20 protein-coding genes are annotated in these 24,607 nt (G+C 71.9%); 11 read left to right on the forward strand and 9 right to left on the reverse strand.

The features are described 5' to 3' along the window. Positions 1–5: 5 nt before the first annotated feature. Together ACIQFU_RS05420 and ACIQFU_RS05425 are read left to right on the forward strand one after the other, a co-directional pair. Complete coding sequence (locus ACIQFU_RS05420; protein ID WP_402549114.1) at positions 6–1,013, forward strand: ATP-binding cassette domain-containing protein; 1,008 nt, start codon at positions 6–8, stop codon at positions 1,011–1,013. After that, on the forward strand, positions 1,010–1,867 hold the full coding sequence (locus ACIQFU_RS05425; protein ID WP_402549115.1) for an ABC transporter permease: 858 nt from the start codon (positions 1,010–1,012) through the stop codon (positions 1,865–1,867). Before ACIQFU_RS05420 ends, ACIQFU_RS05425 begins: the two co-directional genes overlap by 4 nt. Before the next feature lie 92 nt (positions 1,868–1,959). On the opposite strand, the gene greA is transcribed toward ACIQFU_RS05425, so the two are convergent. Together greA and ACIQFU_RS05435 are read right to left on the reverse strand one after the other, a co-directional pair. Further along, complete coding sequence (gene greA / locus ACIQFU_RS05430) at positions 1,960–2,457, reverse strand: transcription elongation factor GreA (protein WP_402549117.1); 498 nt, start codon at positions 2,455–2,457, stop codon at positions 1,960–1,962. A gap of 180 nt (positions 2,458–2,637) precedes the next feature. Beyond that, positions 2,638–3,036 carry a DUF4307 domain-containing protein gene (locus tag ACIQFU_RS05435; RefSeq protein ID WP_402549118.1) on the reverse strand — a complete coding sequence of 133 codons (399 nt, stop codon included), beginning with the start codon at positions 3,034–3,036 and terminating at the stop codon, positions 2,638–2,640. Between the two features lie 125 nt (positions 3,037–3,161). Between ACIQFU_RS05435 and mca the strand changes: the two genes are divergently transcribed. Both mca and ACIQFU_RS05445 read left to right on the forward strand, forming a co-directional pair. Next, the gene (gene mca / locus ACIQFU_RS05440) at positions 3,162–4,043 is read left to right on the forward strand and encodes a mycothiol conjugate amidase Mca (RefSeq protein WP_402549119.1); all 882 of its coding nucleotides are present in this window, start codon (positions 3,162–3,164) and stop codon (positions 4,041–4,043) included. After that, the gene (locus tag ACIQFU_RS05445; protein WP_402549121.1) at positions 4,036–4,272 is read left to right on the forward strand and encodes a hypothetical protein; all 237 of its coding nucleotides are present in this window, start codon (positions 4,036–4,038) and stop codon (positions 4,270–4,272) included. The genes mca and ACIQFU_RS05445 overlap by 8 nt, the downstream gene beginning before the upstream one ends. A gap of 8 nt (positions 4,273–4,280) precedes the next feature. Here ACIQFU_RS05445 and ACIQFU_RS05450 read toward each other — a convergent pair whose 3' ends face one another. Further along, the gene (locus ACIQFU_RS05450) at positions 4,281–7,541 is read right to left on the reverse strand and encodes a tetratricopeptide repeat protein (protein WP_402549123.1); all 3,261 of its coding nucleotides are present in this window, start codon (positions 7,539–7,541) and stop codon (positions 4,281–4,283) included. 590 nt (positions 7,542–8,131) lie between these two features. Here ACIQFU_RS05450 and ACIQFU_RS05455 point away from each other — a divergent pair. The 5 genes from ACIQFU_RS05455 to ACIQFU_RS05475 all read left to right on the forward strand — a co-directional run bounded on the left by ACIQFU_RS05455 (position 8,132) and on the right by ACIQFU_RS05475 (position 15,699). Beyond that, on the forward strand, positions 8,132–9,625 hold the full coding sequence (locus ACIQFU_RS05455) for a xanthine dehydrogenase small subunit (RefSeq protein WP_402549124.1): 1,494 nt from the start codon (positions 8,132–8,134) through the stop codon (positions 9,623–9,625). Then, positions 9,622–12,042: a xanthine dehydrogenase molybdopterin binding subunit gene (gene xdhB, locus ACIQFU_RS05460; protein ID WP_402549126.1), complete on the forward strand. Its 2,421-nt coding sequence runs from the start codon at positions 9,622–9,624 to the stop codon at positions 12,040–12,042. The genes ACIQFU_RS05455 and xdhB overlap by 4 nt, the downstream gene beginning before the upstream one ends. Before the next feature lies 1 nt (position 12,043). Next, positions 12,044–12,853 (forward strand): xanthine dehydrogenase accessory protein XdhC, encoded by an 810-nt coding sequence (gene xdhC / locus ACIQFU_RS05465; RefSeq protein WP_402549128.1) that lies wholly within the window; start codon positions 12,044–12,046, stop codon positions 12,851–12,853. Between the two features lie 204 nt (positions 12,854–13,057). Further along, complete coding sequence (locus tag ACIQFU_RS05470) at positions 13,058–13,561, forward strand: nucleoside deaminase (protein ID WP_402549129.1); 504 nt, start codon at positions 13,058–13,060, stop codon at positions 13,559–13,561. A gap of 95 nt (positions 13,562–13,656) precedes the next feature. Continuing rightward, a complete protein-coding gene (locus ACIQFU_RS05475; RefSeq protein WP_402549130.1) occupies positions 13,657–15,699 on the forward strand; it encodes a thioredoxin domain-containing protein in 2,043 nt (680 codons plus the stop codon). 33 nt (positions 15,700–15,732) lie between these two features. Here ACIQFU_RS05475 and ACIQFU_RS05480 read toward each other — a convergent pair whose 3' ends face one another. From ACIQFU_RS05480 to ACIQFU_RS05490, 3 genes are read right to left on the reverse strand one after another with little or no spacing between them, the layout of a single operon-like run. Continuing rightward, positions 15,733–16,083 (reverse strand): hypothetical protein, encoded by a 351-nt coding sequence (locus ACIQFU_RS05480; RefSeq protein ID WP_402549132.1) that lies wholly within the window; start codon positions 16,081–16,083, stop codon positions 15,733–15,735. Between the two features lie 48 nt (positions 16,084–16,131). Continuing rightward, positions 16,132–16,863, reverse strand: a complete 732-nt coding sequence (locus ACIQFU_RS05485) for a Mut7-C RNAse domain-containing protein (RefSeq protein ID WP_402549134.1) — start codon at positions 16,861–16,863, stop codon at positions 16,132–16,134. Between the two features lie 59 nt (positions 16,864–16,922). Further along, on the reverse strand, positions 16,923–17,627 hold the full coding sequence (locus ACIQFU_RS05490) for a hemolysin III family protein (RefSeq protein WP_402549135.1): 705 nt from the start codon (positions 17,625–17,627) through the stop codon (positions 16,923–16,925). A 287-nt stretch (positions 17,628–17,914) separates the two neighbouring features. Here ACIQFU_RS05490 and ACIQFU_RS05495 point away from each other — a divergent pair, with 287 nt between their 5' ends. Next, complete coding sequence (locus ACIQFU_RS05495; RefSeq protein WP_402549136.1) at positions 17,915–19,762, forward strand: phosphoenolpyruvate carboxykinase (GTP); 1,848 nt, start codon at positions 17,915–17,917, stop codon at positions 19,760–19,762. Positions 19,763–20,144: 382 nt separating this feature from the next. On the opposite strand, the gene ACIQFU_RS05500 is transcribed toward ACIQFU_RS05495, so the two are convergent. After that, a complete protein-coding gene (locus tag ACIQFU_RS05500; protein WP_402549138.1) occupies positions 20,145–20,567 on the reverse strand; it encodes a hypothetical protein in 423 nt (140 codons plus the stop codon). A 115-nt stretch (positions 20,568–20,682) separates the two neighbouring features. Continuing rightward, on the reverse strand, positions 20,683–21,894 hold the full coding sequence (locus tag ACIQFU_RS05505) for a pyridoxal phosphate-dependent aminotransferase (protein WP_402549141.1): 1,212 nt from the start codon (positions 21,892–21,894) through the stop codon (positions 20,683–20,685). A 233-nt stretch (positions 21,895–22,127) separates the two neighbouring features. Here ACIQFU_RS05505 and ACIQFU_RS05510 point away from each other — a divergent pair, with 233 nt between their 5' ends. Beyond that, positions 22,128–22,955 (forward strand): serine protease, encoded by an 828-nt coding sequence (locus ACIQFU_RS05510; RefSeq protein WP_402549142.1) that lies wholly within the window; start codon positions 22,128–22,130, stop codon positions 22,953–22,955. A 37-nt stretch (positions 22,956–22,992) separates the two neighbouring features. On the opposite strand, the gene ACIQFU_RS05515 is transcribed toward ACIQFU_RS05510, so the two are convergent. Next, positions 22,993–24,603, reverse strand: a complete 1,611-nt coding sequence (locus tag ACIQFU_RS05515) for an amidohydrolase family protein (protein ID WP_402549144.1) — start codon at positions 24,601–24,603, stop codon at positions 22,993–22,995. Between the last annotated feature and the right edge of the window lie 4 nt (positions 24,604–24,607).

The raw sequence follows: 24,607 nt of genomic DNA on the forward strand, positions 1-24,607 counted from the left end.
CTCATATGCCAGGCGCCATCTACGCCGAAGGTCTGGTGAAGACCTTCGGTGACGTAAGGGCTCTGGACGGCGTCGACCTCGACGTGCCGGAGGGCACCGTCCTCGGCCTGCTCGGGCCGAACGGCGCGGGCAAGACCACCGCCGTCCGCTGCCTCACGACCCTGCTGCGCCCCGACAGCGGCAAGGCGGTCGTCGCGGGCATCGACGTCCTCAGGCAGCCCAACGAGGTACGCCGTTCCATCGGCCTCTCCGGCCAGTTCGCCGCGGTCGACGAATACCTGACCGGCCGGGAGAACCTGCAGATGGTCGGCCAGCTCTACCAGATGAAGGGCAGGGCCGCGAAGGCCCGGGCCGGCGAGCTGCTCGACCAGTTCCACCTCTCGGACGCCGCCGACCGCCCGACGAAGACCTACTCGGGAGGCATGCGCCGCCGGCTCGACCTGGCGGCCGCCCTGGTCGTCTCCCCGCCCGTCATGTTCATGGACGAACCCACCACCGGCCTCGACCCCCGCAACCGGCAGGAGCTGTGGGAGGTCATCAAGCAGCTGGTGGCCGGCGGTACGACCCTCCTGCTGACCACGCAGTACCTGGAGGAGGCCGACCACCTCGCGCACGACATCGCGGTCGTCGACCACGGCCGTGTGATCGCCCGCGGCACCTCCGACCAGCTCAAGGCCCGCACCGGGGGAGAGCGCGTCGAGGTCGTGGTCCACGAGCGCGACCACATGGCGACGGCCTCGGAAGTGCTCGCCGGATTCGGCAAGGGATCCACCACCGTCGAGGAGCACACCCGCAAGCTGACCGTCCCCGTCACCGGCGGCGCGAAGCTGCTCGCCGAGGTCATCCGCGAGCTCGACACCCGCGGCATCGAGATCGACGACATCGGTCTGCGCCGCCCCACCCTCGACGACGTCTTCCTCTCCCTCACCGGCCACCTGGCCGAGGCGAAGGACGAGGCCAACGGCTCGGCGGACGACGCCGGCCACGACCAGGAGAAGGAGACCGCGAAGTGAGCGCCGCCACCGACGCCGCGCCGGTCACGGCGTCCGCCAACCCCATCGGCCAGTCCGTCCGGGACTCGCTGGTCATCGCCCGCAGGAACCTGATCCGGATGACCAGGATTCCTGAGATGGTCCTTTTCGGGATCATTCAGCCGGTCATGTTCGTCATCCTGTTCACCTATGTCTTCGGCGGTTCCATCAAGGTCGGCAGCACCACCGATTCGGGTGTCTACAAAGACTTCCTGATGGCGGGCATCTTCGCGCAGACCGTCACCTTCGCCACTGCCGGATCGGCGGCCGGCATCGCCGACGACATGCAGAAGGGGCTCGTCGATCGCTTCCGGTCCCTCCCCATGGCGCGGGGCGCGGTGCTGACCGGCCGGACGGTCGCGGACCTGGTGCAGACGTCGATCACCCTGCTCGTCCTGGCGATCGTCGCCCTGATCGTGGGATGGCGTACGGGGTCGGCGGAGCCGACCAACATCGGGAGGGTGCTCGCGGGCTTCGGCCTGCTCCTGCTCCTGGGGTACGCCTTCACCTGGATCGGCGCCCTGATCGGACTGTCCGTCAGGACGCCGGAGGCCGCGACCTCCGGAGGGATCATCTGGCTGTTCCCCGTCACCTTCGTGTCCAACGCCTTCGTCGACCCCACCCAGATGACGCCATGGCTCCGGCACGTCGCCGAGTGGAACCCGTTCAGCGCGGTCGTCCAGGCGTGTCGCGAGCTGTTCGGCAATCCGGGCGTCGTGCAGTCGGACGCCTGGCCCATGCAGCACCCGGTCTGGGCGACGCTCACCTACTCGATCGTGATCGTCCTGATCTTCAGGACGCTGGCGGTGCGCAAGTACCGCTCGGCGGCCGGCTGACGGCGGGGACGACCGGACGGTGAGGCGGCGAGACGACGACGAGCCCCCGGTGTCACGGGGACACCGGGGGCTCGTCGGCGGTGGGCGGCGCGTCAGCCGTTGTACGGCTCCGCCTTGAGGATCTTCACCGAGGCCGGCTTGCCGTTGGGCAGCTCGTACTGCGCCTCGTCGCCGACCTTGTGGCCGATGACGCCCGAGCCCAGCGGGGACTGGGGAGAGTACGTCTCGATGTCCGAGCTCGCGTACTCGCGCGAGGCGAGCAGGAAGGTCAGCGTGTCGTCCTCGTCACCGTCGAAGGCGATCGTGACGACCATGCCGGGCGCCACCTCGCCGCCGGCGGCCGGGGCCTCGCCCACCTTGGCGCTCTCGAGCAGCTGGGTCAGCTGGCGCACGCGGAGCTCCTGCTTGCCCTGCTCTTCCTTCGCCGCGTGGTACCCGCCGTTCTCGCGCAGGTCCCCCTCCTCGCGGGCCGCGGCGATCTTGGCAGAGATCTCGGTGCGCGCAGGACCAGTAAGGTATTCAAGCTCCTCCTTGAGCTTGTTGTACGCCTCCTGGGTCAGCCAGGTGACGTTCTCGCTGGTCTGGGTCACGGGTGCTCCTCGTTGGTACTGGGAATACAAATCAACGCCCTACCCAGAAGGATGTTCCTTCACGGAAGGGCGAAACCACGAGCCTAACAATTCAGTGGCCAAAGGGGGAGGACATAAGCCACCAGATTCATGTCGCCGCAGGTCAGGCGACGTGTATTGGCGTCAGCGGGCCTCGCTGGATCACTCCGGATGGCAGCCGAGCAGCTCGGCCGACGTCCCCGCGGCCTTGGTCCGGAGCGTGACGACCCTGTCGATGCGGGTGTCGTCCCCGTCGAAGCGGAAGTCGGCCCGGCCCACCTCGTCGCCGTCCTCCGCCTGGGAGCGGACCGTGCAGTAGCCGGTGACACCGGCGTCCTTGCGGACCTCCAGGTGCACCTGCACCGAGTCCTCGGCGAGTTCGAACCCGATCAGCTCACCGCTGATCTTGTTCTGGCCGACGTAGTGGTAGCCGAACCAGCCGATCAGCGCGAGCAGGAGAGCGCCGAGCACGGCACCGACGACCTTGAGCGTGCGGTCGGCCTGCTCGTCCGAGGAGCGGCCGTAGCGGCCCTGAGGCGTCCGCGTACTCGCCGTACTCATGATCGTCCTCTCCGCGGGAGCCGGTCTTCCGGGCCCCGGAATTATTCCGCTCCCGATTCGGTCACTATAGAAGCCCGCGATTGCGCCGCTGCATGCCGGGGCGCCGACTGACCGAGGATTGAGTCTTGACTGACCAGCTGCGACTGATGGCCGTCCACGCCCACCCCGACGACGAGTCGAGCAAGGGCGCGGCCACCATGGCGAAGTACGTGTCCGAGGGGGTGGACGTGCTGGTGGTGACCTGCACGGGCGGGGAACGCGGCTCCATCCTCAACCCGAAGCTCCAGGGCGACGCGTACATCGAGGAGAACATCCACGAGGTGCGCAGGAAGGAGATGGACGAGGCCCGGGAGATCCTGGGCGTGGGGCAGGAGTGGCTCGGCTTCGTCGACTCCGGCCTGCCCGAGGGCGACCCGCTGCCGCCGCTGCCGGAGGGCTGCTTCGCCCTGGAGGACGTCGACAAGGCGGCCGGCGAGCTGGTGCGGAAGATCCGCTCCTTCCGGCCCCAGGTGATCACCACCTACGACGAGAACGGCGGCTACCCGCACCCCGACCACATCATGACCCACAAGATCACGATGGTGGCGTTCGAGGGCGCGGCCGACACCGAGAAGTACCCGGAGGGCGAGTACGGACCGGCGTACCAGCCGCTGAAGGTCTACTACAACCAGGGCTTCAACCGACCCCGCACCGAGGCCCTGCACAACGCGCTGCTCGAGCGCGGCCTGGAGTCGCCCTACGGGGACTGGCTCAAGCGCTGGGCGGAGTTCGAGCGCAAGGAGCGCACCCTCACCACCCACGTGCCCTGCGCGGACTTCTTCGAGACCCGGGACAAGGCCCTGATCGCGCACGCCACGCAGATCGACCCCGAGGGGGGCTGGTTCCGGGTGCCGATGGAGATCCAGAAGGAGGTCTGGCCCACCGAGGAGTACGAGCTGGCCAAGTCCCTCGTGGAAACCTCCCTCCCCGAGGACGACCTCTTCGCGGGCATCCGGGACAATGCCTGACATGAGTGCAAGCGCAAGCCTGGCAATGACGCACCTCGTCACTCTCGCCGAGCTCGACGAGGACAAGGTCACCCCCGGCGTCCTCGGCTTCATCGTGTTCGCGGTGATGGCTCTGGCGGTGTGGGGACTGATGAAGTCCATGAACCGGCACATGGGCAAGGTGGACTTCAGGGAGGCGGCCGAGCAGGACGCCTCCGGTGGCGGTGAGGCGAAGCCCCAGCAGGGCTAGGGCCTGTCTCAGGCCGTCACCGCCACGCCCATCACCTCCCTGGCCTGGCGGCCCGGGACCATGCCCAGGCGCCAGGCCTGCCAGCCCGCCTCGAGCTGCACGCCGCGCTCCAGGAGAAGCCGGTAGGCGTCCACGTAGTCGTCCAGCTTGGCGTCGCGGGCACCGTGCCGGGCGCGGGACAGCTGGGCCAGCTCCTCCTGCGCCACCGCCGTGCCGATCTCCACCCCGCCGGGGGCGGCGTAGGGCAGCAGTGTGCAGCGCAGGAAGCGGGCCCAGTCCTCGCCCCGCCGGTCGCCGTACCCCGCGAAGAGGGCGGCGGCCTCGTCGCACAGGGCCAGCGCCTGCGGCGTACGGGCGTTGCCCGCGTCCACGACCGCCAGCTCCAGGCACGTCCACGCCTCGCCGTGCCCGACGCCGATGCGCTGGAAGTCGGCGCGCGCGTCGACCAGGAGCTGCCGGGCGAAGCCGGAGTTGCGCAGCGAGCCCGTCTGGGCGGCCCGCTGGTCGCGGGTCACGCGCGCCGAGTGGTGCCGGGCGCAGGCCAGGCCGTACACGTCCCGCATCCGGGAGAACATCGTGCGGGAGCGTTCCAGCTCGCGCACCGACTGGTCCAGGTTGCCGGTCTCCTCCAGCGCCTGGCCCAGGTAGTACACCGTCCAGGCCTCGCCGCGGGCGTCCTCGTTCTCGCGGTGCCGGGCCGCCGCCCGCCGCAGCTCGTCCACCGCCTCCGAGGCGTCGCCGTCCACCAGGCGGGCCCGGGCAAGCTGCGTCAGCGCCCACGCCTCCCCGCGGACGTCCTGGGTGCGGCCGTACAGGTCGAGGGCCGCCCGCAGGTCCGACTCCGCACCCGGCACGTCGCCCATGCGCAGGTGCAGCTGGCCGAGCTGGAAGTGGGCCCACGCCTGGCCGTGCACCGACTCGCCCGCGCGGTGCAGCACCAGCGACTCGGTGAGCAGTTCCATGGCCTCGGCGAGCCGGGCCCGGTCGCGCTGCACCGCCGCCAGCGCGTGCAGCGTCCACGCCCGGTCGGTCGCCAGCTCCGGCGGGGCCTGGAGGTCCAGCGCCTCCTGGAGCTTGGCCGCCGCGTCGGTCAGGTTGCCCTGGTGGTGCAGCGTGATCCCCAGCGAGCACAGGGCGCGCGCCGCACCGGCGTCGTGGTGGGCGTCCCGGTACAGGTCGACCACGGAGGCCAGCGTCGTACGCGCCTTGTCCAGTTCGCCCAGCTGCCGGGCCGCGATGCCGGTGCGCCACTGCACCGAGCGCACCAGCAGCCCCTGGTCCACGGACTGCGCCAGCTCGCTGATCTCACCGAGCCGGTACAGGTCGCCGCGCAGCAGGCAGTAGTCGCACAGCGCGCCCAGCAGATTGAGCACCGCGCCCTGGTCGACGCCCTCCGCGTGCCTGAGCGCCGCCGTGATGAAGCTCGACTCGTCGTCCAGCCAGCGCAGCGCCTCGTCCAGGGACGTGAAGCCGTACTGCCCGAACTGGTTCGAGCGGGTCGACATGTTCCCGTCCACCAGGCGCAGCACGGAGTCGGCCAGGTCGGCGTAGTTCGCGATGAGCCGTTCCTGCGCGGCGGTCCGCTCGCCGGGCTCCTCCTCGTCGGCGAGCCGGGCGCGGGCGAAGGCGCGCACCACGTCGTGCAGGCGGTAACGGCTGCCCCGGACGTGGTCGATCAGACCCGCCCGCGACAGCGCCGCCAGCTGCCGGGTCGCCTCCGTCTCGTCCGTGGCCAGCAGCGCGGCGGCGGCAGCGGCACCCAGCGAGGTGCGCCCCGCGAGCGCCAGCCGGCGCAGCAGCCGCCGGGCGGGCTCCGACTGGTCGGTGTAGCGCAGCCACAGTGCCCGCTCGACCGGCTCCACCGGACCGTAGGCGCCCAGGTCGGACGCCAGTACGCGCGGGGAGCGCGGGCCCAGCGCCGACCCGGCGATCCTCAGCGCCAGCGGCAGCCCGCCGCACAGCTGCCGGATCAGCTCGCTCGACTCGGCGTCGTACGGCCCCGACGCGTCCTCGGCGGCGGCGCCCAGCAGCTCCTCCGCACCCGCCGCGTCCAGCGCCTCGACGGGCAGGTCGTAGACCCGCGCCGGCAGGTCGGACGGCAGCCGGAGCGCCTGGCGCGCGGTGACCAGCACCAGGCTGTCCGAGCGCTCCGGCACCAGCGCCCGCACCTGCTCGGGGTCCGAGGCGTCGTCGAGGACGACGGTGACCGGTACGCCCGTCAGATGCTGGTGGTACAGCTCGCCGAGCCGCTTGACCTGCTGGTCGGCGGAGGACCGCTCCCGGAACAGCAGTTGCTCGCGCGGCGCCCCGAGCCGGTTCAGCAGGTGCAGCAGGGCGTCCCGGGTGCTCAGCGGCGAGTCACCGCCCGTCCCCGAGCCGCCCGCCGCCGGGCCTGCGCCCGAGGTACCCGTCCCCGGACCGCCCGCCGAGGACCCGTCACCGCGCAGGTCGACCAGGCACGCCCCGCGGAAGTAGTCCCGCAGCTCGTGGACGGCCCGCACCGCCAGCGTCGTACGGCCGCTGCCCGGCGGCCCGTGCAGCACCACCACCGTCGGCTTCGTCTCCGTACTGGCGCGGGCCGCCTGCACCCACTGCCGCAGCTTTGCCATCTCCTGCCGCCGGCCCGCGAACGGGCCGTCCGCCACGGGAAGCTGCCCGAACGACTGCTCCAGCGCGCTGCGCCCCCGAGCGGCCGCGCTCTTGTCGGCGCCCCGCAGCTTCGGCCCGGTCTTGGCCGGCCCGGTGGACGCGGCGAGCATCCGCTGCTGGTCCAGGAACGGCCGGATGCCGCGCACCTCCAGCGCGGTGAGCCACTGCAGCCGCAATTGCTCGGGGCCGCCGGGCTGGCTCACCGCTCCGGCACGGTGGTGGGCGGCCGGCACATGGGCCCCGACCACCTTCACCACGGTCGCCGCCGCGCCGACGACCCCGACCGTCACACCCGCGCCCACCGCGGTACCCGTACCGGTGCCGAGCGCCACGTCGGCCACCACCGCGGCGACCGCCGCCACGGCGGCCACCAGCAGAGGCGTACCCGCTCCCTCCCGGGCGTAGCGCTGGCGGAAGGTGAGCTGTCCGGCGGCGGCCTCGTCGAGGGCGTGGATGTAGGCCGCGTACTCCTCGCCGGCCGTCCCCGCCATCGCGTCCAGCGCCGCTCGGGCCCGGGAGAGCAGTACGTTCCCGTCCGTGCGTCCGCCCGAGCGCCGTACCTCCTCCTCCACGGCCCGCCTGAGCAGCCCTTCGGCCTCCGCCCGATGACTGTCCCGCATGTCGCGCCCCCTCCGGCGGCATCGGTGTCCTGCCGGGTCGCCCCGGACGCCCCGGTGGCCCCGGGCGTCCCAGAGCCCTCCCGGCCCGTGCCCGGGTCCTTCCCCGGTTGTGCGTGGGTCAAGTGTCCTGCGCCGAGGAGACCCTGGGGAGAGGCGGCCGTCACCGGCTTCGCGTCCGCACCTCTTCGGCCGGGGAAATTCGACGAATTCCGCTCTTGACCCCGGTGGGCGATGCCACTAATTTGCCAAGGAAGCAGACCCATGACTACCGACAGGAGGCGACCGGCGGATGTACACGAACTCCGATCTGAGCCTCCTCGCCCGCCGCACCGTGTGGGTTTCGGGTCGGGTCGCGCACGGCTGCTGACGCGCCGTACCACTGTGCCCCGACGCGGCACGTCCCCTGTGTCCCCGCCCTGACGGGGAACGTCTCGGGTTTTCCCTTCACCACTTCACCACTTCACGGCATGCCCCTGTCGCGTGCCGATCTGCGCTCGCTTTTTCCACGCGGCGCGTCCGAACACAGAAAGCTGCCTGAAATTGGCGAACATGATGAATCGACGTGTCCCGAGTCGAAATGAAGGTCGGTCATGGTAGCGGCACGGATCACCGTCAACGGAAAAGAAGCGCCGATCGCACCGGCAGCGCCCCACACCACGGTCCTCGACTTCCTGCGCGAGCGCGGCCTGACCGGCACCAAGGAGGGCTGTGCCGAGGGCGAGTGCGGCGCCTGTTCGGTCCTGGTGGCCCGCCCCGGGGTGAACAAGCCCACCGACTGGGTGCCCGTCAACGCCTGTCTGGTCCCGGTCGCCGCGCTCGACGGCCAGGAGGTCGTCACCTCGGAGGGCCTGGCCACCGTCGAGGCGCCGGGCACCCCGCCCGTCCTGCACCCGGTGCAGGAGGAGATGGCGGTCCGCGGCGGCTCCCAGTGCGGCTACTGCACGCCGGGCTTCATCTGCAGCATGGCGGGCGAGTACTACCGGCCCGACCGCTGCGCCCACGCGGACCGGGTCCCGGACGCGGCCGAAGGCGCCGCCGACGGCGAAGGCGCCGACGCCGAGCACGGTCCGAACGGCTTCGACCTGCACGCGCTCAGCGGCAACCTGTGCCGCTGCACCGGCTACCGGCCGATCCGCGACGCCGCCTACGCCGTCGGCGCGCCCGCCGACGAGGACCCGCTGGCCCGGCGCCGCGAGCAGGCCCCGCCCGCCCCGGTCGCCACCGAGTACCGCCAGGACGACAGCGCCTTCGTGCGCAGGGACACCCTGGCCGAGACGCTGCGGCTGCTGCGCGAGCGGCCCGACGCCGTGGTGGTCGCCGGAAGCACCGACTGGGGCGTCGAGGTCAACATCCGCTCCCGCCGCGCCGATTGCGTCGTCGCCGTCGACCGGCTGCCCGAACTGCGGGAACTGCGCGTCGAGTCCGACCACGTCGAGATCGGAGCGGCGCTGACGCTCACCGAGATCGAACGCCGCCTCGACGGCACCGTGCCGCTGCTGGCGCAGCTGTTCCCGCAGTTCGCGTCCCGGCTCATCCGCAACGGCGCGACCCTCGGCGGCAACCTGGGTACCGGCTCGCCCATCGGCGACAGTCCGCCGGTGCTGCTCGCGCTGGAGGCCTCGCTCGTGCTCGCCGACGCCGACGGCGAGCGCGCGGTCCCGCTGGCCGAGTACTTCACCGGCTACCGGCAGAGCGTGCGCCGGCCCGGCGAGCTGATCCGCGCGGTGCGCCTCCCGCTGCCGCTGTCGCCGGTCGCGGCTTTCCACAAGATCGCGAAGCGGCGCTTCGACGACATCTCCAGCGTGGCGGTCGCCTTCGCGCTCGACGTCGAGGGCGGCACCGTCCGCAAGGCGCGCATCGGGCTCGGCGGCGTGGCCGCCACCCCGGTCCGCGCGCTCGCCACCGAGGCCGCCCTGGAGGGCCGGGCCTGGACCACCGAGACCGCCGAGGCCGCGGCCGAGGTGCTGCGGGGCGAGGGCACACCGATGAGCGACCACCGCGCCAGCGCCGGCTACCGCGCCGCGATGCTCGGCCAGAGCCTGCTGAAGCTGTACGCACAGACCACCGAGGCGGTGCCGTCATGAGTCAACTGTCCGAACGTCCCGAGAAGCCCGTCGTCGGCGTCTCGATGCCGCACGAGAGTGCCGTCCAGCACGTCACCGGCACCGCGCTGTACACCGACGACCTGGTCCAGCGCACCAAGGACGTCCTGCACGCCCACCCGGTCCAGGTCATGAAGGCCCGCGGCAGGGTCACGGCGGTGCGCACCGAGGCCGCCCTCGCGGTGCCGGGCGTCGTACGGGTGCTGACCGGCGCCGACGTGCCCGGTGTCAACGACGCCGGTATGAAGCACGACGAGCCGCTCTTCCCCGACGAGGTCATGTTCCACGGCCACGCGGTCGCCTGGGTGCTCGGCGAGACGCTGGAGGCGGCCAGGATCGGCGCGGCGGCCGTGGAGGTGGACATCGAGGAGCTGCCGTCCCTGATCACGCTGCCGGAGGCCATCGCGGCGGGCAGCTACCACGGTGCCCGGCCCGTCATGACACACGGCGACGTCGACGCGGGCTTCGCCGAGTCCGCGCACGTGTTCACCGGCGAGTTCCAGTTCTCCGGGCAGGAGCACTTCTACCTGGAGACGCACGCGGCGCTGGCCCAGGTCGACGAGAACGGGCAGGTGTTCATCCAGAGCAGCACCCAGCACCCGTCCGAGACCCAGGAGATCGTCTCGCACGTGCTCGGGGTGCCCGCCCACGAGGTGACCGTGCAGTGCCTGCGGATGGGCGGCGGCTTCGGCGGCAAGGAGATGCAGCCGCACGGGTTCGCGGCCGTCGCCGCGCTCGGCGCCAAGCTGACCGGCAGGCCCGTCCGGTTCCGGCTCAACCGGACCCAGGACCTGACCATGTCCGGCAAGCGGCACGGTTTCCACGCCACCTGGAAGATCGGCTTCGACGCCGAGGGCCGCATCCAGGCCCTGGACGCCACGCTGACCGCGGACGGCGGCTGGAGCCTGGACCTGTCCGAGCCGGTGCTCGCCCGGGCGCTGTGCCACATCGACAACACGTACTGGATCCCCAACGCGCGGGTCGCCGGCCGCATCGCCAAGACCAACACGGTCTCCAACACCGCCTTCCGCGGCTTCGGCGGACCGCAGGGCATGCTGGTGATCGAGGACATCCTCGGCCGCTGCGCACCGCGGCTCGGCCTCGACCCCCGCCGGCTGCGGGAACGCAACTTCTACCGGCCGGGCCAGGGCCAGACGACGCCGTACGGGCAGCCCGTCACGCAGCCCGAGCGGATCTCCGCCGCCTGGCAGCAGGTCCTGGACGAGGCGGGCTTCGCCGACCGCGAGCGCGAGATCGCCGCGTTCAACGCCGCGCACCCGCACACCAAGCGGGCCCTCGCGATCACCGGCGTGAAGTTCGGCATCTCGTTCAACCTCACCGCCTTCAACCAGGGCGGCGCGCTGGTGCTGATCTACAAGGACGGCTCCGTCCTGATCAACCACGGCGGCACCGAGATGGGCCAGGGCCTGCACACCAAGATGCTGCAGGTGGCGGCGACCACGCTGGGCATCCCGCTGCACAGGGTGCGCCTCGCCCCGACGCGCACCGACAAGGTGCCCAACACCTCTGCCACGGCGGCCAGTTCCGGAGCCGACCTCAACGGCGGAGCGGTCAAGAACGCCTGCGAGCAGCTTTGCGAACGGCTCCTCCGGGTGGCCGCGAGCCAGTTGGGGTCCAACGCCTCGGACGTGCGCATCGTCGAGGGCGTCGCCCGCGCCCTGGGCAGCGACAAGGAGCTGGCCTGGGACGACCTCGTGCACACCGCGTACTTCCAGCGGGTCCAGCTGTCCGCGGCCGGCTACTACCGGACCGAGGGGCTGCACTGGGACGCCAAGACGTTCCAGGGGTCGCCGTTCAAGTACTTCGCCATCGGCGCCGCCGCGACCGAGGTGGAGGTGGACGGCTTCACCGGCGCCTACCGCATCCGGCGGGTCGACATCGTGCACGACGTCGGCGACAGCCTGTCCCCGATGATCGACATCGGTCAGATCGAGGGCGGCTTCGTCCAGGGCGCGGGCTGGCTGACGCTGGAGGACCTGCGCTGGGACACCGGCGACGGCCCGAACCGCGGCCGGCTCCTCACCCAGGCCGCCAGTACCTACAAGCTGCCGAGCTTCTCGGAGATGCCCGAGGAGTTCAACGTCACCCTCCTGGAGAACGCCACGGAGGAGGGAGCCGTGTTCGGGTCCAAGGCGGTGGGCGAGCCCCCGCTGATGCTCGCGTTCTCGGTGCGCGAGGCGCTGCGGCAGGCGGCCGCCGCGTTCGGACCGAAGGGGGCCGGTGTGGAGCTGGCCTCGCCCGCGACGCCGGAGGCGGTGTACTGGGCGATCGAGTCGGCCCGGCAGGCCGGAACCGCCGGGAGCGGCCGTGCCCGCGGCGAAGCCGCCTCCGACGGCGGCCGGGTCCGCGGCGGTGCGAAAGCGCTGAGCGGTGCCTGACATGACGTGGGTCGCCGCGGTCGCGCGGTTGCGGGCACGCCGGGAGTCCGGCGTGCTGGTGACCGTCGCGACCGTGCGCGGCCACGCCCCGCGCGACGCCGGGGCGAAGCTCGTCGTGGGGCACACCGAGACGTGGGGCTCGATCGGCGGCGGCAACGTCGAGGCCGTGGCGATCGACCGGGCCCGGGAGATGATCACCGCGGCCAAGGCGGAACCGGAACTGCTCGACTTCGCCCTGAACGACAAGGTGACCAACCAGCACGGCGTGCAGTGCTGCGGCGGCACCGTGTCGGTGCTGCTCGAACCGCTGCCGGTGGTCCGGGCGGTGGCGATCTTCGGCGTCGGCCACGTCGGTCTGGAACTGGCGCGCATCCTGGCCCGCCAGGACCTCGACCTCCACCTGGTCGACAACCGCTCCGACATGCTCGGCGAGGAGCGCCTCGGCGTGCTGGCGGACGCGGTGGCACAGGTGCACACGCACCACACGCCCCTGCTGCCCGAGGAAGTGCTGGCGCGGCTGCCGCGCGGCACCCACGTGCTGATCATGACCCACGACCACGCCGAGGACGCGGCCCTGTGCGACGCGGCCCTGCGCACGGACCATCTCGGGTCCATCGGGCTGATCGGTTCGGCGGCCAAGTGGGCGCGGTTCCGCAAGCGCCTCGCCACCGAGGGCGGCCACGACGACACCGTCATCGACCGGATCAAGACGCCGATCGGGCTGGCCGACATCACCGGCAAGGAGCCCGCGACGATCGCCGTGAGCGTCTCGGCGGACCTGCTGCGCACCTTCGAGGCGGCGGGGGACTGAGCCGGTCACCGGCCCCGCCGGGGCCGCCACGGCCTTTGTAGGAGTCTACGAAGCGCCGGGCGCAGCCTGTCCGTAGTTCATGTTTTCGGCCCCTGGCCGGGTGTCGTCCGCGAGCTGTGTACTGCTCCTACGCATCCTCCCCCGCGAAACGCACAGGCCCGCACGCCGTACTCCCGCACGCCGCATGCCCAAGAAGGAGCACGCATGACGACCGACACCCTCGAAACCGGCATCCGCGAGTTCGAGCGCGCCTGGATGGACAAGGCCATCGAGCTGGCCACCACCAGCGTCCACAACGGCGGCGGCCCCTTCGGAGCCCTCATCGCCAAGGGCGGCGACATCGTCGCCCTCGGCCACAACCAGGTCACCTCCAGCCTCGACCCCACCGCGCACGCCGAGGTCAGCGCCATCCGCGCCGCCTGCAAGACGCTCGACACCTTCAGCCTGGAAGGCTGCACCCTCGTCACGTCCTGCGAGCCCTGCCCGATGTGTCTGTCCTCGGCCCTGTGGGCGCGCGTCGACCGTCTCGTCTTCTGCGCCGACCGCCACGACGCCGCCGTGGCCGGCTTCGACGACCGCAAGTTCTACGACCTGTTCGAGAAGCGGCCCCAGGAGCTGTGGCCCATGACCGTGGAACACCTCGACCTGCCCCACCGCACCCAGCCGTTCGACGCCTGGATCGCCAAGACCGACCGCGTCGACTACTGAGCAGAAGCCTCGCCGGGGCCCAGGCCGCACCGTCCGTACGCCCCTGCCACCGTGGCGTACGGACGGTGCGGCGGCGCGTGCGCGAGGATGGAGGCATGCCGAACCGACTTGCGCAGGCGACGTCCCCCTACCTCCTCCAGCACGCGGACAACCCGGTCGACTGGTGGCCGTGGGAGGCCGACGCGTTCGAAGAAGCCCGGCGGCGCGACGTGCCCGTCCTGCTGAGCGTCGGCTACAGCGCGTGCCACTGGTGCCACGTCATGGCGCACGAGTCGTTCGAGGACGGGCCCACCGCCGAGTACCTCAACTCGCACTTCGTGAGCGTCAAGGTCGACCGCGAGGAGCGTCCCGACGTGGACGCCGTCTACATGGAGGCCGTGCAGGCGGCCACCGGTCAGGGCGGCTGGCCCATGACCGTGTTCCTCACGCCGGACGCCGAACCCTTCTACTTCGGCACCTACTTCCCGCCCGAGCCCCGGCACGGCATGCCCTCCTTCCGCCAAGTGCTCCAGGGCGTCCAGCAGGCCTGGGCGGAGCGGCGCGACGAGGTCGGCGAGGTCGCCGGGAAGATCGTGCGGGACCTCGCCGGACGGGAGATCTCCTACGGCGACGCCGAGGCGCCCGGCGAGGAGCAGCTCGGTCAGGCGCTGCTCGGCCTGACCCGGGAGTACGACGCGCAGCGCGGCGGGTTCGGCGGGGCGCCGAAGTTCCCGCCGTCCATGGCGATCGAGTTCCTGCTGCGCCACCACGCCCGCACCGGCGCCGAGGGCGCGCTCCAGATGGCGGCCGACACCTGCGAGCGGATGGCCCGCGGCGGCATCTACGACCAGCTGGGCGGCGGCTTCGCCCGCTACTCCGTGGACCGCGACTGGATCGTGCCGCACTTCGAGAAGATGCTGTACGACAACGCCCTGCTGTGCCGGGTCTACGCCCACCTCTGGCGCGCCACCGGCTCGGACCTGGCCCGGCGGGTCGCCCTGGAGACCGCCGACTTCATGGTCCGGGAACTGCGCACCGCCGAGGGCGGGTTCGCCTCCGCGCTGGACGCCGACAGCGACGACGGCACGGGCCGGCACGTCGAGGGCGCCCACTACGTGTGGACGCCCGCCCAGCTCACCGAGATCCTCGGGGCCGAGGACGCGGAACTGGCCGCGCAGTACTTCGGCGTGACCCAGGAGGGCACCTTCGAGCACGGTGCCTCCGTGCTGCAACTTCCGCAGCAGGAGGGCGTCTTCGACGCCGCGCGTGTCGAGTCGGTCCGGGAGCGGCTGCTGGCCGCGCGCGAGGGACGCCCCGCCCCGGGCCGGGACGACAAGGTGGTGGCCGCCTGGAACGGCCTGGCGATCGCCGCGCTCGCCGAGACCGGCGCCTACTTCGAACGCCCCGACCTGGTCGAGGCCGCCGTCGCCGCCGCCGACCTGCTGGTGCGGCTGCACCTCGACGAGCAGGTCCGGCTCACCCGCACCAGCAAGGACGGCAGGGCCGGTGCCAACGCCGGGGTGCTGGAGGACTACGCCGACGTGGCCGAGGGCTTCCTCGCGCTGGCGTCGGTCACCGGGGAGGGCGTCTGGCTGGACTTCGCCGGGTTCCTGCTCGACCACGTCCTCACCCGCTTCACGGACGAGTCCGGCTCCCTCTACGACACCGCCTCCGACGCCGAGCGGTTGATCCGCCGCCCGCAGGACCCCACCGACAACGCCACCCCGTCCGGCTGGAGCGCCGCCGCGGCCGCCCTGCTGTCGTACGCCGCGCACACCGGCTCCGAGCCCCACCGCACCGCGGCCGAGCACGCCCTCGGCGTGGTGAAGGCGCTCGGCCCGCGCGTCCCGCGCTTCGTCGGCTGGGGTCTGGCGGCCGCCGAAGCGCTGCTCGACGGCCCACGGGAAGTCGCCGTCGTCGCGGCGGAACCGGCCGACGCCGCCGGACGCGGGCTGCACCGCACGGCACTGCTGGGTACCGCGCCCGGGGCGGTCGTCGCCTTCGGCACCGAGGGGAGCGACGAGTTCCCGCTGCTCGCCGACCGGCCCCTGGTGGACGGGGCGGCGGCCGCGTACGTCTGCCGGAACTTCACCTGCGACGCGCCGACCACCGACCCGGAGCGGCTGCGCGCCGCGCTGGGCACCGCCCCGGGCAGCTGAGGCGGCGCGCACCGCCCCGGACCGCGGGGGGCGTCAGGCGCCGGCGAGGATCAGCGCGCCCAGCGTGAGCTGTGTGCCCCACTGCAGGACGACGGCCGCGCACCTGGCGGGCGCCCACCGCGTGCGGGGCCGGACCAGGGCCAGGACGCCCAGCGCGGCCGAGGCCCAGAAGCAGGCCCACAGGGCGTCGCCGGGTACCTGCGAGCACTGCTCGCCGTACGTCAGGCAGCGGCTGCCGCGGTCGGAGGCGAGCACGACGATCCACGCGAGGACGACGGTCGGCAGCAGCAGGACGAGTCCGGTCACGGCGCCCGTGGTCAGGGCACGGGCGGAGAGCCGTGCGGGGGAGGGCCGGCCGGCCGCGGGACGGGACGAGGCGGTCATGCCGCCCATCACACCGCGCCGCCCGGCCCCGGTGATCGGCCGAAGTGCTCAACCGCCCTGAGTACTCCTGCTCACGGCACGCTCCACGATCGCCGCCAGCTGTTCGTGGTGGGCGCCCCGCCAGTAGGCGCGTCCGCACGCGGTGCACTGGGCGAAGACGTCGTACGACCGCTGCGTTCCGCCCTCGAGCTGGTCCGCCACCTCTTCCTTGGTGGCGGACCGGAGCAGTCCGTTGCAGGCGGTGCACCGCGTCCACGGGTCCAGCTCGGGCCGGAAGCGGTCCAGGACCTCCTGGAGCTGTTCGTCGGGGCGGGTGCTGTAGACGTAGGCGCCCGCCCACAGCTCGCGGCGGCGCAGCAGACCGCGGTCGCGGCTGAGCATCACCCGCTTCCCGGCCGCCGACAGCGCGGCGAGCGCCGGGTCGCCGAGGTCCGTCGACTCGTACGCCGTGTCCACACCGAGCAGCCGCAGCCGGCGGGCCAGGGTGCCCAGGTGCACGTCGAGCAGGAACCGCAGGGGAGCGCCAGGGACGCGCTGGGGGTGCCGGACGGGCCGTACGCGCACCGACTCGCCGCCCGCCGGGACGTGTCCGGGCGGGACCTCGCGGCCGTCGACGAGGAGGGCGCCGACCTCGGTGAGCGGAACGCCGAGGGACTCGACGAGGTGGCCGAGGGTGGAGACGCCGTCGGTGGCCGTGCGGGCGGTGCCGGCGGGGCGGGCGCGCGGGACGAACAGCCGCAGTTCGGGGGCGAACTCGACGTGGATCTCGGGACCGTTCACCCGGTCAGGATGCCACGGGGGCCCGGCCCGGGCCCCGGACTTTTCGTGCGGGTGCCCGGCTAGTAGGCGACCAGCGAGATCCCCACGTAGTGCGCGATGAAGGCGGCCAGTGTGAAGGAGTGGAAGACCTCGTGGAAGCCGAACCAGCGCGGTGAGGGGTTGGGGCGCTTGAGGCCGTAGATCACGCCGCCCGCGCTGTAGAGCAAGCCGCCGACGATCACCAGGACCAGGACGGCGATGCCGCCGGTCCGCATGAACTCGGGCAGGTAGAAGACGGCCGCCCAGCCCATGGCGAGGTAGCAGGGGGTGTAGAGCCAGCGTGGGGCGCCGACCCAGAAGACCCGGAAGACGATGCCGGCCGCGGCAGCCGCCCAGATGCCCCACAGCAGCCACTCGCCCTTGGCGCCGGGCAGCAGCAGCATCGTGAGCGGGGTGTAGGTGCCCGCGATGATCAGGAAGATGTTGGCATGGTCGAGACGGCGCAGTACGCCGTCCATGCGTGGGCTCCAGTCGCCCCGGTGGTAGAGCGCGCTGACGCCGAACAGCAGGCAGGCCGTCAGGACGTAGATCCCGCAGGCTATGCGGGCCTCGGGCGACTCGGCCAGGGCGGTGAGCACCAGACCGGCGACGAGGACGGCCGGGAACATGCCGAGATGCAGCCAACCGCGCAGCTTCGGCTTGACCGGGTGCGGAAGAGAGAGCGCTACAGGGCCGCGGCCGCCGGCCGGCGAGTCCTTGCGCGCGTCGGGGACGGACGCAGTCATGGGCGCATCGTACCTACGGTTCCGTAAGTTACGTGTCAGTAAAGGCGTCTGCCGCAAGGCGAGTGGTCATCGTCTCACGGGCGGACCGGGGGTGCATCCCCGGTCCGGGCACGTGGCGATCCTCACGCCGCTCAGTTGTGACGCCCTCTGGACAGATGGGCGCTCGCGTCGGATGATCAAATGAGTGCGGTCGACACCGGATGAGCGCCCACGAGGCAAACGTCACGCATCCGGGTCGCAGCCCCCACGGGGCCTCCCAACAAAAAACCCCTCATTTAGGAGCAATCGTGGCGCGCGACATCGCGGCTCCCCCCGTCCCCACCAACCACCAGGAACTGATCTCGTGGGTCAACGAGATCGCCGAACTGACCCAGCCGGACTCCGTGGTCTGGTGCGACGGATCCGAGGCGGAGTACGAGCGACTGTGCGGGGAGCTCGTCGAGAAGGGCACCTTCCGCAAACTCGACCCGATCAAGCGCCCCAACTCCTACTACGCGGCCTCCGACCCCTCCGACGTCGCGCGCGTCGAGGACCGGACGTTCATCTGCTCCGCGAAGGAGGAGGACGCCGGCCCGACCAACCACTGGAAGGACCCCGCCGAGATGCGGGAGATCTTCACGGGCACCGGGGGCGAGGGCGGTCTCTTCCGCGGCGCGATGCGCGGCCGGACCATGTACGTCGTGCCCTTCTGCATGGGCCCCCTCGGCTCCCCGCTCTCCGCGCTCGGCGTCGAGATCACCGACTCCGCGTACGTCGCCGCCTCGATGCGCACCATGACCCGCATGGGACAGCCGGTCCTGGACGAGCTGGGCGAGACGGGCTTCTTCGTCAAGGCCGTGCACTCCGTCGGCGCCCCGCTCGCCGACGGCGAGGCGGACGTCCCGTGGCCGTGCAACAGCACCAAGTACATCTCGCACTTCCCCGAGGACCGGGAGATCTGGTCCTACGGCTCCGGCTACGGCGGCAACGCCCTGCTCGGCAAGAAGTGCTACGCCCTGCGCATCGCCTCCGTCATGGCCCGCGACGAGGGCTGGCTCGCCGAGCACATGCTGGTGCTCAAGCTGACCCCGCCCACCGGCGAGCCCAAGTACGTCGCCGCCGCCTTCCCCTCGGCCTGCGGCAAGACCAACCTCGCCATGCTGGAGCCCACCATCTCCGGCTGGACCGTCGAGACCATCGGCGACGACATCGCCTGGATGCGCTTCGGTGAGGACGGCCGCCTGTACGCCATCAACCCCGAGGCCGGCTTCTTCGGCGTCGCGCCCGGCACCGGTGAGCACACCAACGCCAACGCGATGAAGACCCTGTGGGGCAACTCCGTCTTCACCAACGTCGCCCTCACCGACGACGGCGACGTGTGGTGGGAGGGCATGACCGAGGAGATCCCGGCCCACCTGACCGACTGGAAGGGCAACGACTGGACGCCCGAGTCCGCCCGCGAAGCAAATGGATACCGTCCCGCCGCGCACCCCAACGCCCGCTTCACCACCCCCGCCGCGCAGTGCCCGATCATCGCGCCGGAGTGGGAGGACCCGAAGGGCGTGCCGATCTCCGCGATCCTCTTCGGCGGGCGCCGCGCCACCGCCGTACCGCTGGTCACCGAGTCCTTCGACTGGAACCACGGCGTCTTCCTCGGCGCCAACGTGGCCTCCGAGAAGACCGCCGCCGCCGAGGGCAAGGTCGGCGAGCTGCGCCGCGACCCCTTCGCCATGCTGCCGTTCTGCGGCTACAACATGGGCGACTACATGGGGCACTGGATCGACGTGGCCAAGGACAAGGACCAGTCCAGGCTGCCGAAGATCTACTACGTCAACTGGTTCCGCAAGGACGACGAGGGCCGGTTCGTCTGGCCCGGCTTCGGCGAGAACGGCCGCGTCCTGAAGTGGATCGTGGAGCGCCTGGAGGGCAGGGCGGAGGGCGTCGAGACCCCGATCGGCGTGCTGCCGACCAAGGAGTCCCTCGACACCGACGGCCTCGACCTCGCCGACGCCGACCTGGAGTTCCTGCTCGGCGTCGACAGGGAGGTCTGGCGCGAGGAGGCGGCACTTGTTCCCGAGCACCTGAACACCTTCGGCGACCACACGCCCACCGAGCTGTGGGACCAGTACCGGGCCCTGGTGGAGCGCCTGGGCTGAGCGGCACCGCACCCCTCATCTCCGCGGCCGGTCCGGCTAGCCCTGACCCGCGAAGTCGTCACGAAGGCCGGCCGCGAGGGGGTCCCACCGCGTCCCAGTAGCTCAGCAGTACCCCGGGACGCGGGAGGACCCCGCTCGGGCCGGGTCCTCCGCACAACGGCGTGCGGAGGACCCGGCCCTTCGGCGTATCGCGCCCCAAAGGGGCGCGGGGAACTGCGCGAGCAACCACATGAGACGGAAAGCCGCCACCCGGCAAGCAGCCCCACGGCGCCGCAGCGACCCCGCCGAAGCCAACGCGGTGCATGGCACCCGGCCCGCGCGTCGCTGCGGGTGCGCGCGGGCCGGGGCCGTCCGGGGGAGCCCCGAGGGCTCGGGGCCTGTCCTAGCGGGACGCGAGTTCGCGTGGCCCCAGCGCCGCGGAGTGCGCGTCCATGCGCTCGGCGGTCAGGATCGCGACCGCCGTGTCGGCGCGGGAGGCCGCGACCACCAGGGCGCGGGCCGCCAGCGTGTGCGCCCGCCGGTGCAGGGCCGCCGGACGCGGCTCCGGGCGGGCGGCGGCCACCTGCAGCCGGACCGGCGCCTGACCTCCCCGCAGCCGGGTCACCTGCTCGGCGAGCCGGTCGGCGGCGGTGTCCAGGTCGGTGTCGGGCGCCAGTGCGCGCAGCTCGTCCGTGACGGCGAGCAGTGCCGCGAGATGGCCCGCGAGCTGGATGTCCAGCTCTTCGTCCCGGGACCGGTGGGGGAAGTCCGTGGTGCTGCCGGCCATCGTGCTGTGGACCGACTTGCTGCGGATCGGCTCGTACATGGGATGGCCTCCAGAGTGTTTCAGGAAGCCATCCTACATTAGATCCAATCTAAAGTTGATGCCGTTCGGGTATACCCCGGAATCCGGGGTGCGGCGCGGGGCAGGCGGCGGCCGCTCAGGGCTGGCCGTACCCGTCCAGGAAGTTCCCGATCCGGTCCACCGCCTCGCGCAGGTCCGCGGCCGTCGGCAGGGTCACCACCCGGAAGTGGTCGGGCTCGGGCCAGTTGAAGCCGGTGCCCTGGACGACCATGATCTTCTCCTGGCGCAGCAGGTCCAGGACCATCCGCCGGTCGTCCTTGATCTTGAAGACCTTGGGGTCGAGCCGCGGGAAGAGGTACAGCGCGCCCTTCGGCTTCACGCAGGTCACGCCCGGGATGCCGGTCAGCGCCTCGTGGGCGGCGTCCCGCTGCTCGCGCAGCCGTCCGCCGGGCAGCACCAGCTCGTTGATGGTCTGGCGTCCGCTGAGCGCCGCGACCACGCCGTGCTGGCCCGGCATGTTGGCGCACAGCCGCATGTTCGCCAGGACCGTCAGGCCCTCGATGTAGGACTCGGCGTGCGCGCGCGGTCCGGAGATCGACATCCAGCCGACCCGGTAGCCGGCCACCCGGTACGCCTTCGACATGCCGTTGAAGGTGAGGGTGAGCAGGTCCGGGGCGATCGCGGCGGTCGGGGTGTGGGTGGCGTCGTCGTAGAGGATCTTGTCGTAGATCTCGTCGGAGCAGACCAGCAGGTTGTGCCGGCGCGCGATGTCCGTCAGCCCGCGCAGCATCGCGTCGTCGTAGACCGCGCCCGTCGGGTTGTTCGGGTTGATGATCACCAGCGCCTTGGTGCGGTCGGTGATCTTCCGCTCCACGTCCGCGAGGTCGGGCATCCAGTCGGACTGCTCGTCGCAGCGGTAGTGCACCGCCGTGCCGCCGGAGAGCGAGACGGCGGCCGTCCACAGGGGGTAGTCCGGGGCCGGGACGAGGACCTCGTCGCCGTCGTCGAGCAGGCCCTGCATCGCCATCACGATCAGCTCGGAGACGCCGTTGCCGATGAAGACGTGCTCGACGTCCGTCTCGATGCCGAGGGTCTGGTTGTGCATGACGACCGCCCGGCGCGCCGCCAGCAGGCCCTTCGCGTCGCCGTAGCCGTGTGCCGTGGAGACGTTGCGGAGGATGTCCTCCAGGATCTCCGGCGGGCATTCGAAGCCGAAGGCTGCCGGGTTGCCCGTGTTCAGTTTCAGGATGCGGTGTCCGGCCGCCTCCAGCCGCATCGCCTCCTCGAGCACCGGGCCCCGGATCTCGTAACAGACGTTGGCGAGCTTGGTCGACTGGATCACCTGCATGTCCGCGAGCTTACGACCCGGTTACGACCCATGGGCCGTGTTTTCCACCACGTGAGACGCGTCCGTCCGGCTGGTCGCCGCCGCCTCCGTCCGTGCCCGACGGCCCGATCGCGCCAACTGGCGGCCGGTTACCGGCCCTTGTCCGCACCCCTCTGCGTCATGAGAATGCCCATGACAATACGGCGCCGTCCGGAAGACCTCCGGCCGGTGCCCTCCATAGAGGGGACCCCCACATGAACAAGCCTCTCCTTGCCGCGCTCGCCACCCTGGCCGTCACCGGGGTCGGCGTGGCACCGGCGGCCGCGTCACCCGCGGCTCCCGCCGCCCGCGCCGTGTCCTTCGCCGGCACGGTCGCGCTCAGCAACTGCTCCGGCTCGGTCGTCCGCCTGCCCGCCTCCGAGGACGACGACCCGGCGCTGGTCATGTCCAACGGCCACTGCCTGGAGACCGGCTTCCCGGCGGCCGGCGAGGTCGTCGTCGACCAGCCCTCCAGCCGCACCTTCGGGCTGCTCAACGCCTCCGGCACCCGCGTCGGCACCCTGCGGGCCGGCAGGATCGCCTACGCGACGATGACCGACACGGACGTCTCGCTCTACCGGCTCACCAGCACGTACGCCCAGATCCGCAGCACCTACGGGATCAGCCCGCTGACCCTCAACGACACCCGTCCCGCGGCCGGCACCGCGATCACCGTCGTCTCCGGCTACTGGAAGCGCACCTACGCCTGCAACGTCGACGGGTTCGCCTACCGCCTCAAAGAGGGGGAGTGGACCTGGAAGGACTCGGTCCGCTACACCTCCGCCTGCCAGACCATCGGCGGCACCTCCGGATCGCCCGTCGTCGACAACGCCACCGGCAAGGTCGTCGCCGTCAACAACACGGGCAACGAGGACGGTGGGCGCTGCACCGACAACAACCCCTGCGAGGTCGCCGAGGACGGCACGGTCACGGTCCGCAAGGGCATCAACTACGCCCAGGAGACCTACCGGATCCCGGCCTGCTTCGGCCCCGACAGCAAGCTCGACCTCTCCCGCAGCGGCTGCGTCCTGCCCAAGCCGTAGCGGCCGGCCCGACGGGTCGTGCCGGACCGGCCACGGCTCAGCGCGGGACCCGGCGCACCGACCGCCCGGCCAGCACGTCGGTGCGCCGACCGTCCTCCATCACGAACCGCCCGTCGACCAGCACGTGGGGTACGCCCGTCGGCAGCACACGCGGCTCCTCGAAGGTGCTGCCCGCCGCGACCGTCGCAGGGTCGAAGAGCACCAGGTCGGCCCGGTACCCCTCGCGCACCAGGCCCCGGTCCGGCAGCCGCAGCCGGGCCGCCGGGCGCGAGGTGAGGTGGGCGACGCACTCCTCCAGCGAGAGCACGCCCAGCTCGCGCACGTAGTGGCCCAGGTAGTGCGGGAAGGTGCCGTAGGCGCGCGGGTGCGGCTTGGCGCCCTGGAGGATGCCGTCCGAGCCGCCGGTGTGCACCCGGTGCCGCATGATCGCGCGCACGTTCTCCTCGTGGCCGACGTGCTGGAGGATCGTCGGCGCCAGCCGGTCGGCGAGCAGCAGATGCCGGGCGACCTGCCACGGGCTCTCGCCGCGCAGCCGCGCCGACTCCAGCACCGTACGGCCGACGTACTCCGCGAGCGCGGGGTCGCCCGTGCCGGAGATCTCGATCGTCTCCCACTCCATGGGCACGCCGTGGGAGCCGTCGGAGCCGATCTCCTCCATGTGGTGCCGGATCCGCTCGGCGGTGTCGTCGTCCGCCAGCCGCTTCAGGATCTGCTCCGGGCCGCCCTCGCTCGCCCAGCTCGGCAGCAGTGCCACGAGGGTGGTGCAGCCGGGGGTGTACGGGTACGTGTCGAGCGTGATGTCGGCGCCGCCGGCCAGCGCCTCGTCGAGCAGCGTCAGCAGCTCGGGCGCCTTGCCCTTGTTCACCCCGAAGTTCATCGTGGCGTGGGCCAGGTGGAGGGGGCAGTCCGCCTCCCGGGTCAGCTCCACCATCTCCTCGTACGCCTTGAGGGCCCCGGCGCCGTACGAGCGGTGGTGCGGGCAGTAGTAGCCGCCGTACTCCGCGACCACCCTGCACAGCTCGGTCAGCTCGGCGTCCTTGGCGTACATGCCCGGCGTGTACGTCAGCCCGGACGACATGCCGACCGCGCCCTGCTCCAGGCCCTCGGCGACCAGGCGCCGCATGTGCTCCAGCTCCGCCCCGGTCGCCTCCCGGTCGTCCCAGCCCACGGCGAGGGCGCGCACCGTGCCCTGCGGGATCAGGTACGCGGCGTTCACGGCGATGCCCCGGTCGAGCCGGTCCAGGTACTCGCCGACCGACCGCCAGTCGAAGTCGACGTCGTCACCGGGGCCGTTCCACCCGGCGATCGCCCGGCGCACCTCGCCGAGGGTGCGGTCGTCGACCGGCGCGTACGACAGCCCGTCCTGGCCGACGACCTCCAGGGTGACGCCCTGCGCGGCCTTGGCGCTGTGGTCGGGGTCCCGCAGCAGCGCCAGGTCGCTGTGGGCGTGCATGTCGATGAAGCCGGGGGAGAGGACCAGTCCCTCGGCGTCCAGCTCGCGGCGCGCCTTGGGGCGCTGGCAGCCGGCGGCCGCCGCCTCCTTGACGATCGAGACGATCCGGCCGCCGTCCACCACGACGTCGGCGCGGTAGGAGTCGCCGCCGGAGCCGTCCACGACGTCCGCGTCCCGGATGACCAGCTCTTCCATGCTT

The sequence above is a fragment of the Streptomyces sp. NPDC093065 genome, assembly GCF_044754585.1.
Taxonomy (GTDB): Bacteria; Actinomycetota; Actinomycetes; order Streptomycetales; family Streptomycetaceae; genus Streptomyces.

What these genes read in the sequence shown, in the direction of transcription:
- ACIQFU_RS05420 (WP_402549114.1), top strand. Translation starts at nt 6, where the DNA reads ATGCCAGGCGCCATCTACGCCGAAGGTCTGGTGAAGACCTTCGGTGAC.
- ACIQFU_RS05510 (WP_402549142.1), top strand. Translation starts at nt 22,128, where the DNA reads ATGAACAAGCCTCTCCTTGCCGCGCTCGCCACCCTGGCCGTCACCGGG.
- ACIQFU_RS05435 (WP_402549118.1), bottom strand. Translation starts at nt 3,036, where the DNA reads ATGAGTACGGCGAGTACGCGGACGCCTCAGGGCCGCTACGGCCGCTCC.
- ACIQFU_RS05475 (WP_402549130.1), top strand. Translation starts at nt 13,657, where the DNA reads ATGCCGAACCGACTTGCGCAGGCGACGTCCCCCTACCTCCTCCAGCAC.
- xdhC (WP_402549128.1), top strand. Translation starts at nt 12,044, where the DNA reads ATGACGTGGGTCGCCGCGGTCGCGCGGTTGCGGGCACGCCGGGAGTCC.
- ACIQFU_RS05505 (WP_402549141.1), bottom strand. Translation starts at nt 21,894, where the DNA reads ATGCAGGTGATCCAGTCGACCAAGCTCGCCAACGTCTGTTACGAGATC.
- ACIQFU_RS05445 (WP_402549121.1), top strand. Translation starts at nt 4,036, where the DNA reads ATGCCTGACATGAGTGCAAGCGCAAGCCTGGCAATGACGCACCTCGTC.
- ACIQFU_RS05500 (WP_402549138.1), bottom strand. Translation starts at nt 20,567, where the DNA reads ATGTACGAGCCGATCCGCAGCAAGTCGGTCCACAGCACGATGGCCGGC.
- ACIQFU_RS05515 (WP_402549144.1), bottom strand. Translation starts at nt 24,603, where the DNA reads ATGGAAGAGCTGGTCATCCGGGACGCGGACGTCGTGGACGGCTCCGGC.
- xdhB (WP_402549126.1), top strand. Translation starts at nt 9,622, where the DNA reads ATGAGTCAACTGTCCGAACGTCCCGAGAAGCCCGTCGTCGGCGTCTCG.
- ACIQFU_RS05470 (WP_402549129.1), top strand. Translation starts at nt 13,058, where the DNA reads ATGACGACCGACACCCTCGAAACCGGCATCCGCGAGTTCGAGCGCGCC.
- ACIQFU_RS05480 (WP_402549132.1), bottom strand. Translation starts at nt 16,083, where the DNA reads ATGACCGCCTCGTCCCGTCCCGCGGCCGGCCGGCCCTCCCCCGCACGG.
- ACIQFU_RS05455 (WP_402549124.1), top strand. Translation starts at nt 8,132, where the DNA reads ATGGTAGCGGCACGGATCACCGTCAACGGAAAAGAAGCGCCGATCGCA.
- ACIQFU_RS05490 (WP_402549135.1), bottom strand. Translation starts at nt 17,627, where the DNA reads ATGACTGCGTCCGTCCCCGACGCGCGCAAGGACTCGCCGGCCGGCGGC.
- ACIQFU_RS05450 (WP_402549123.1), bottom strand. Translation starts at nt 7,541, where the DNA reads ATGCGGGACAGTCATCGGGCGGAGGCCGAAGGGCTGCTCAGGCGGGCC.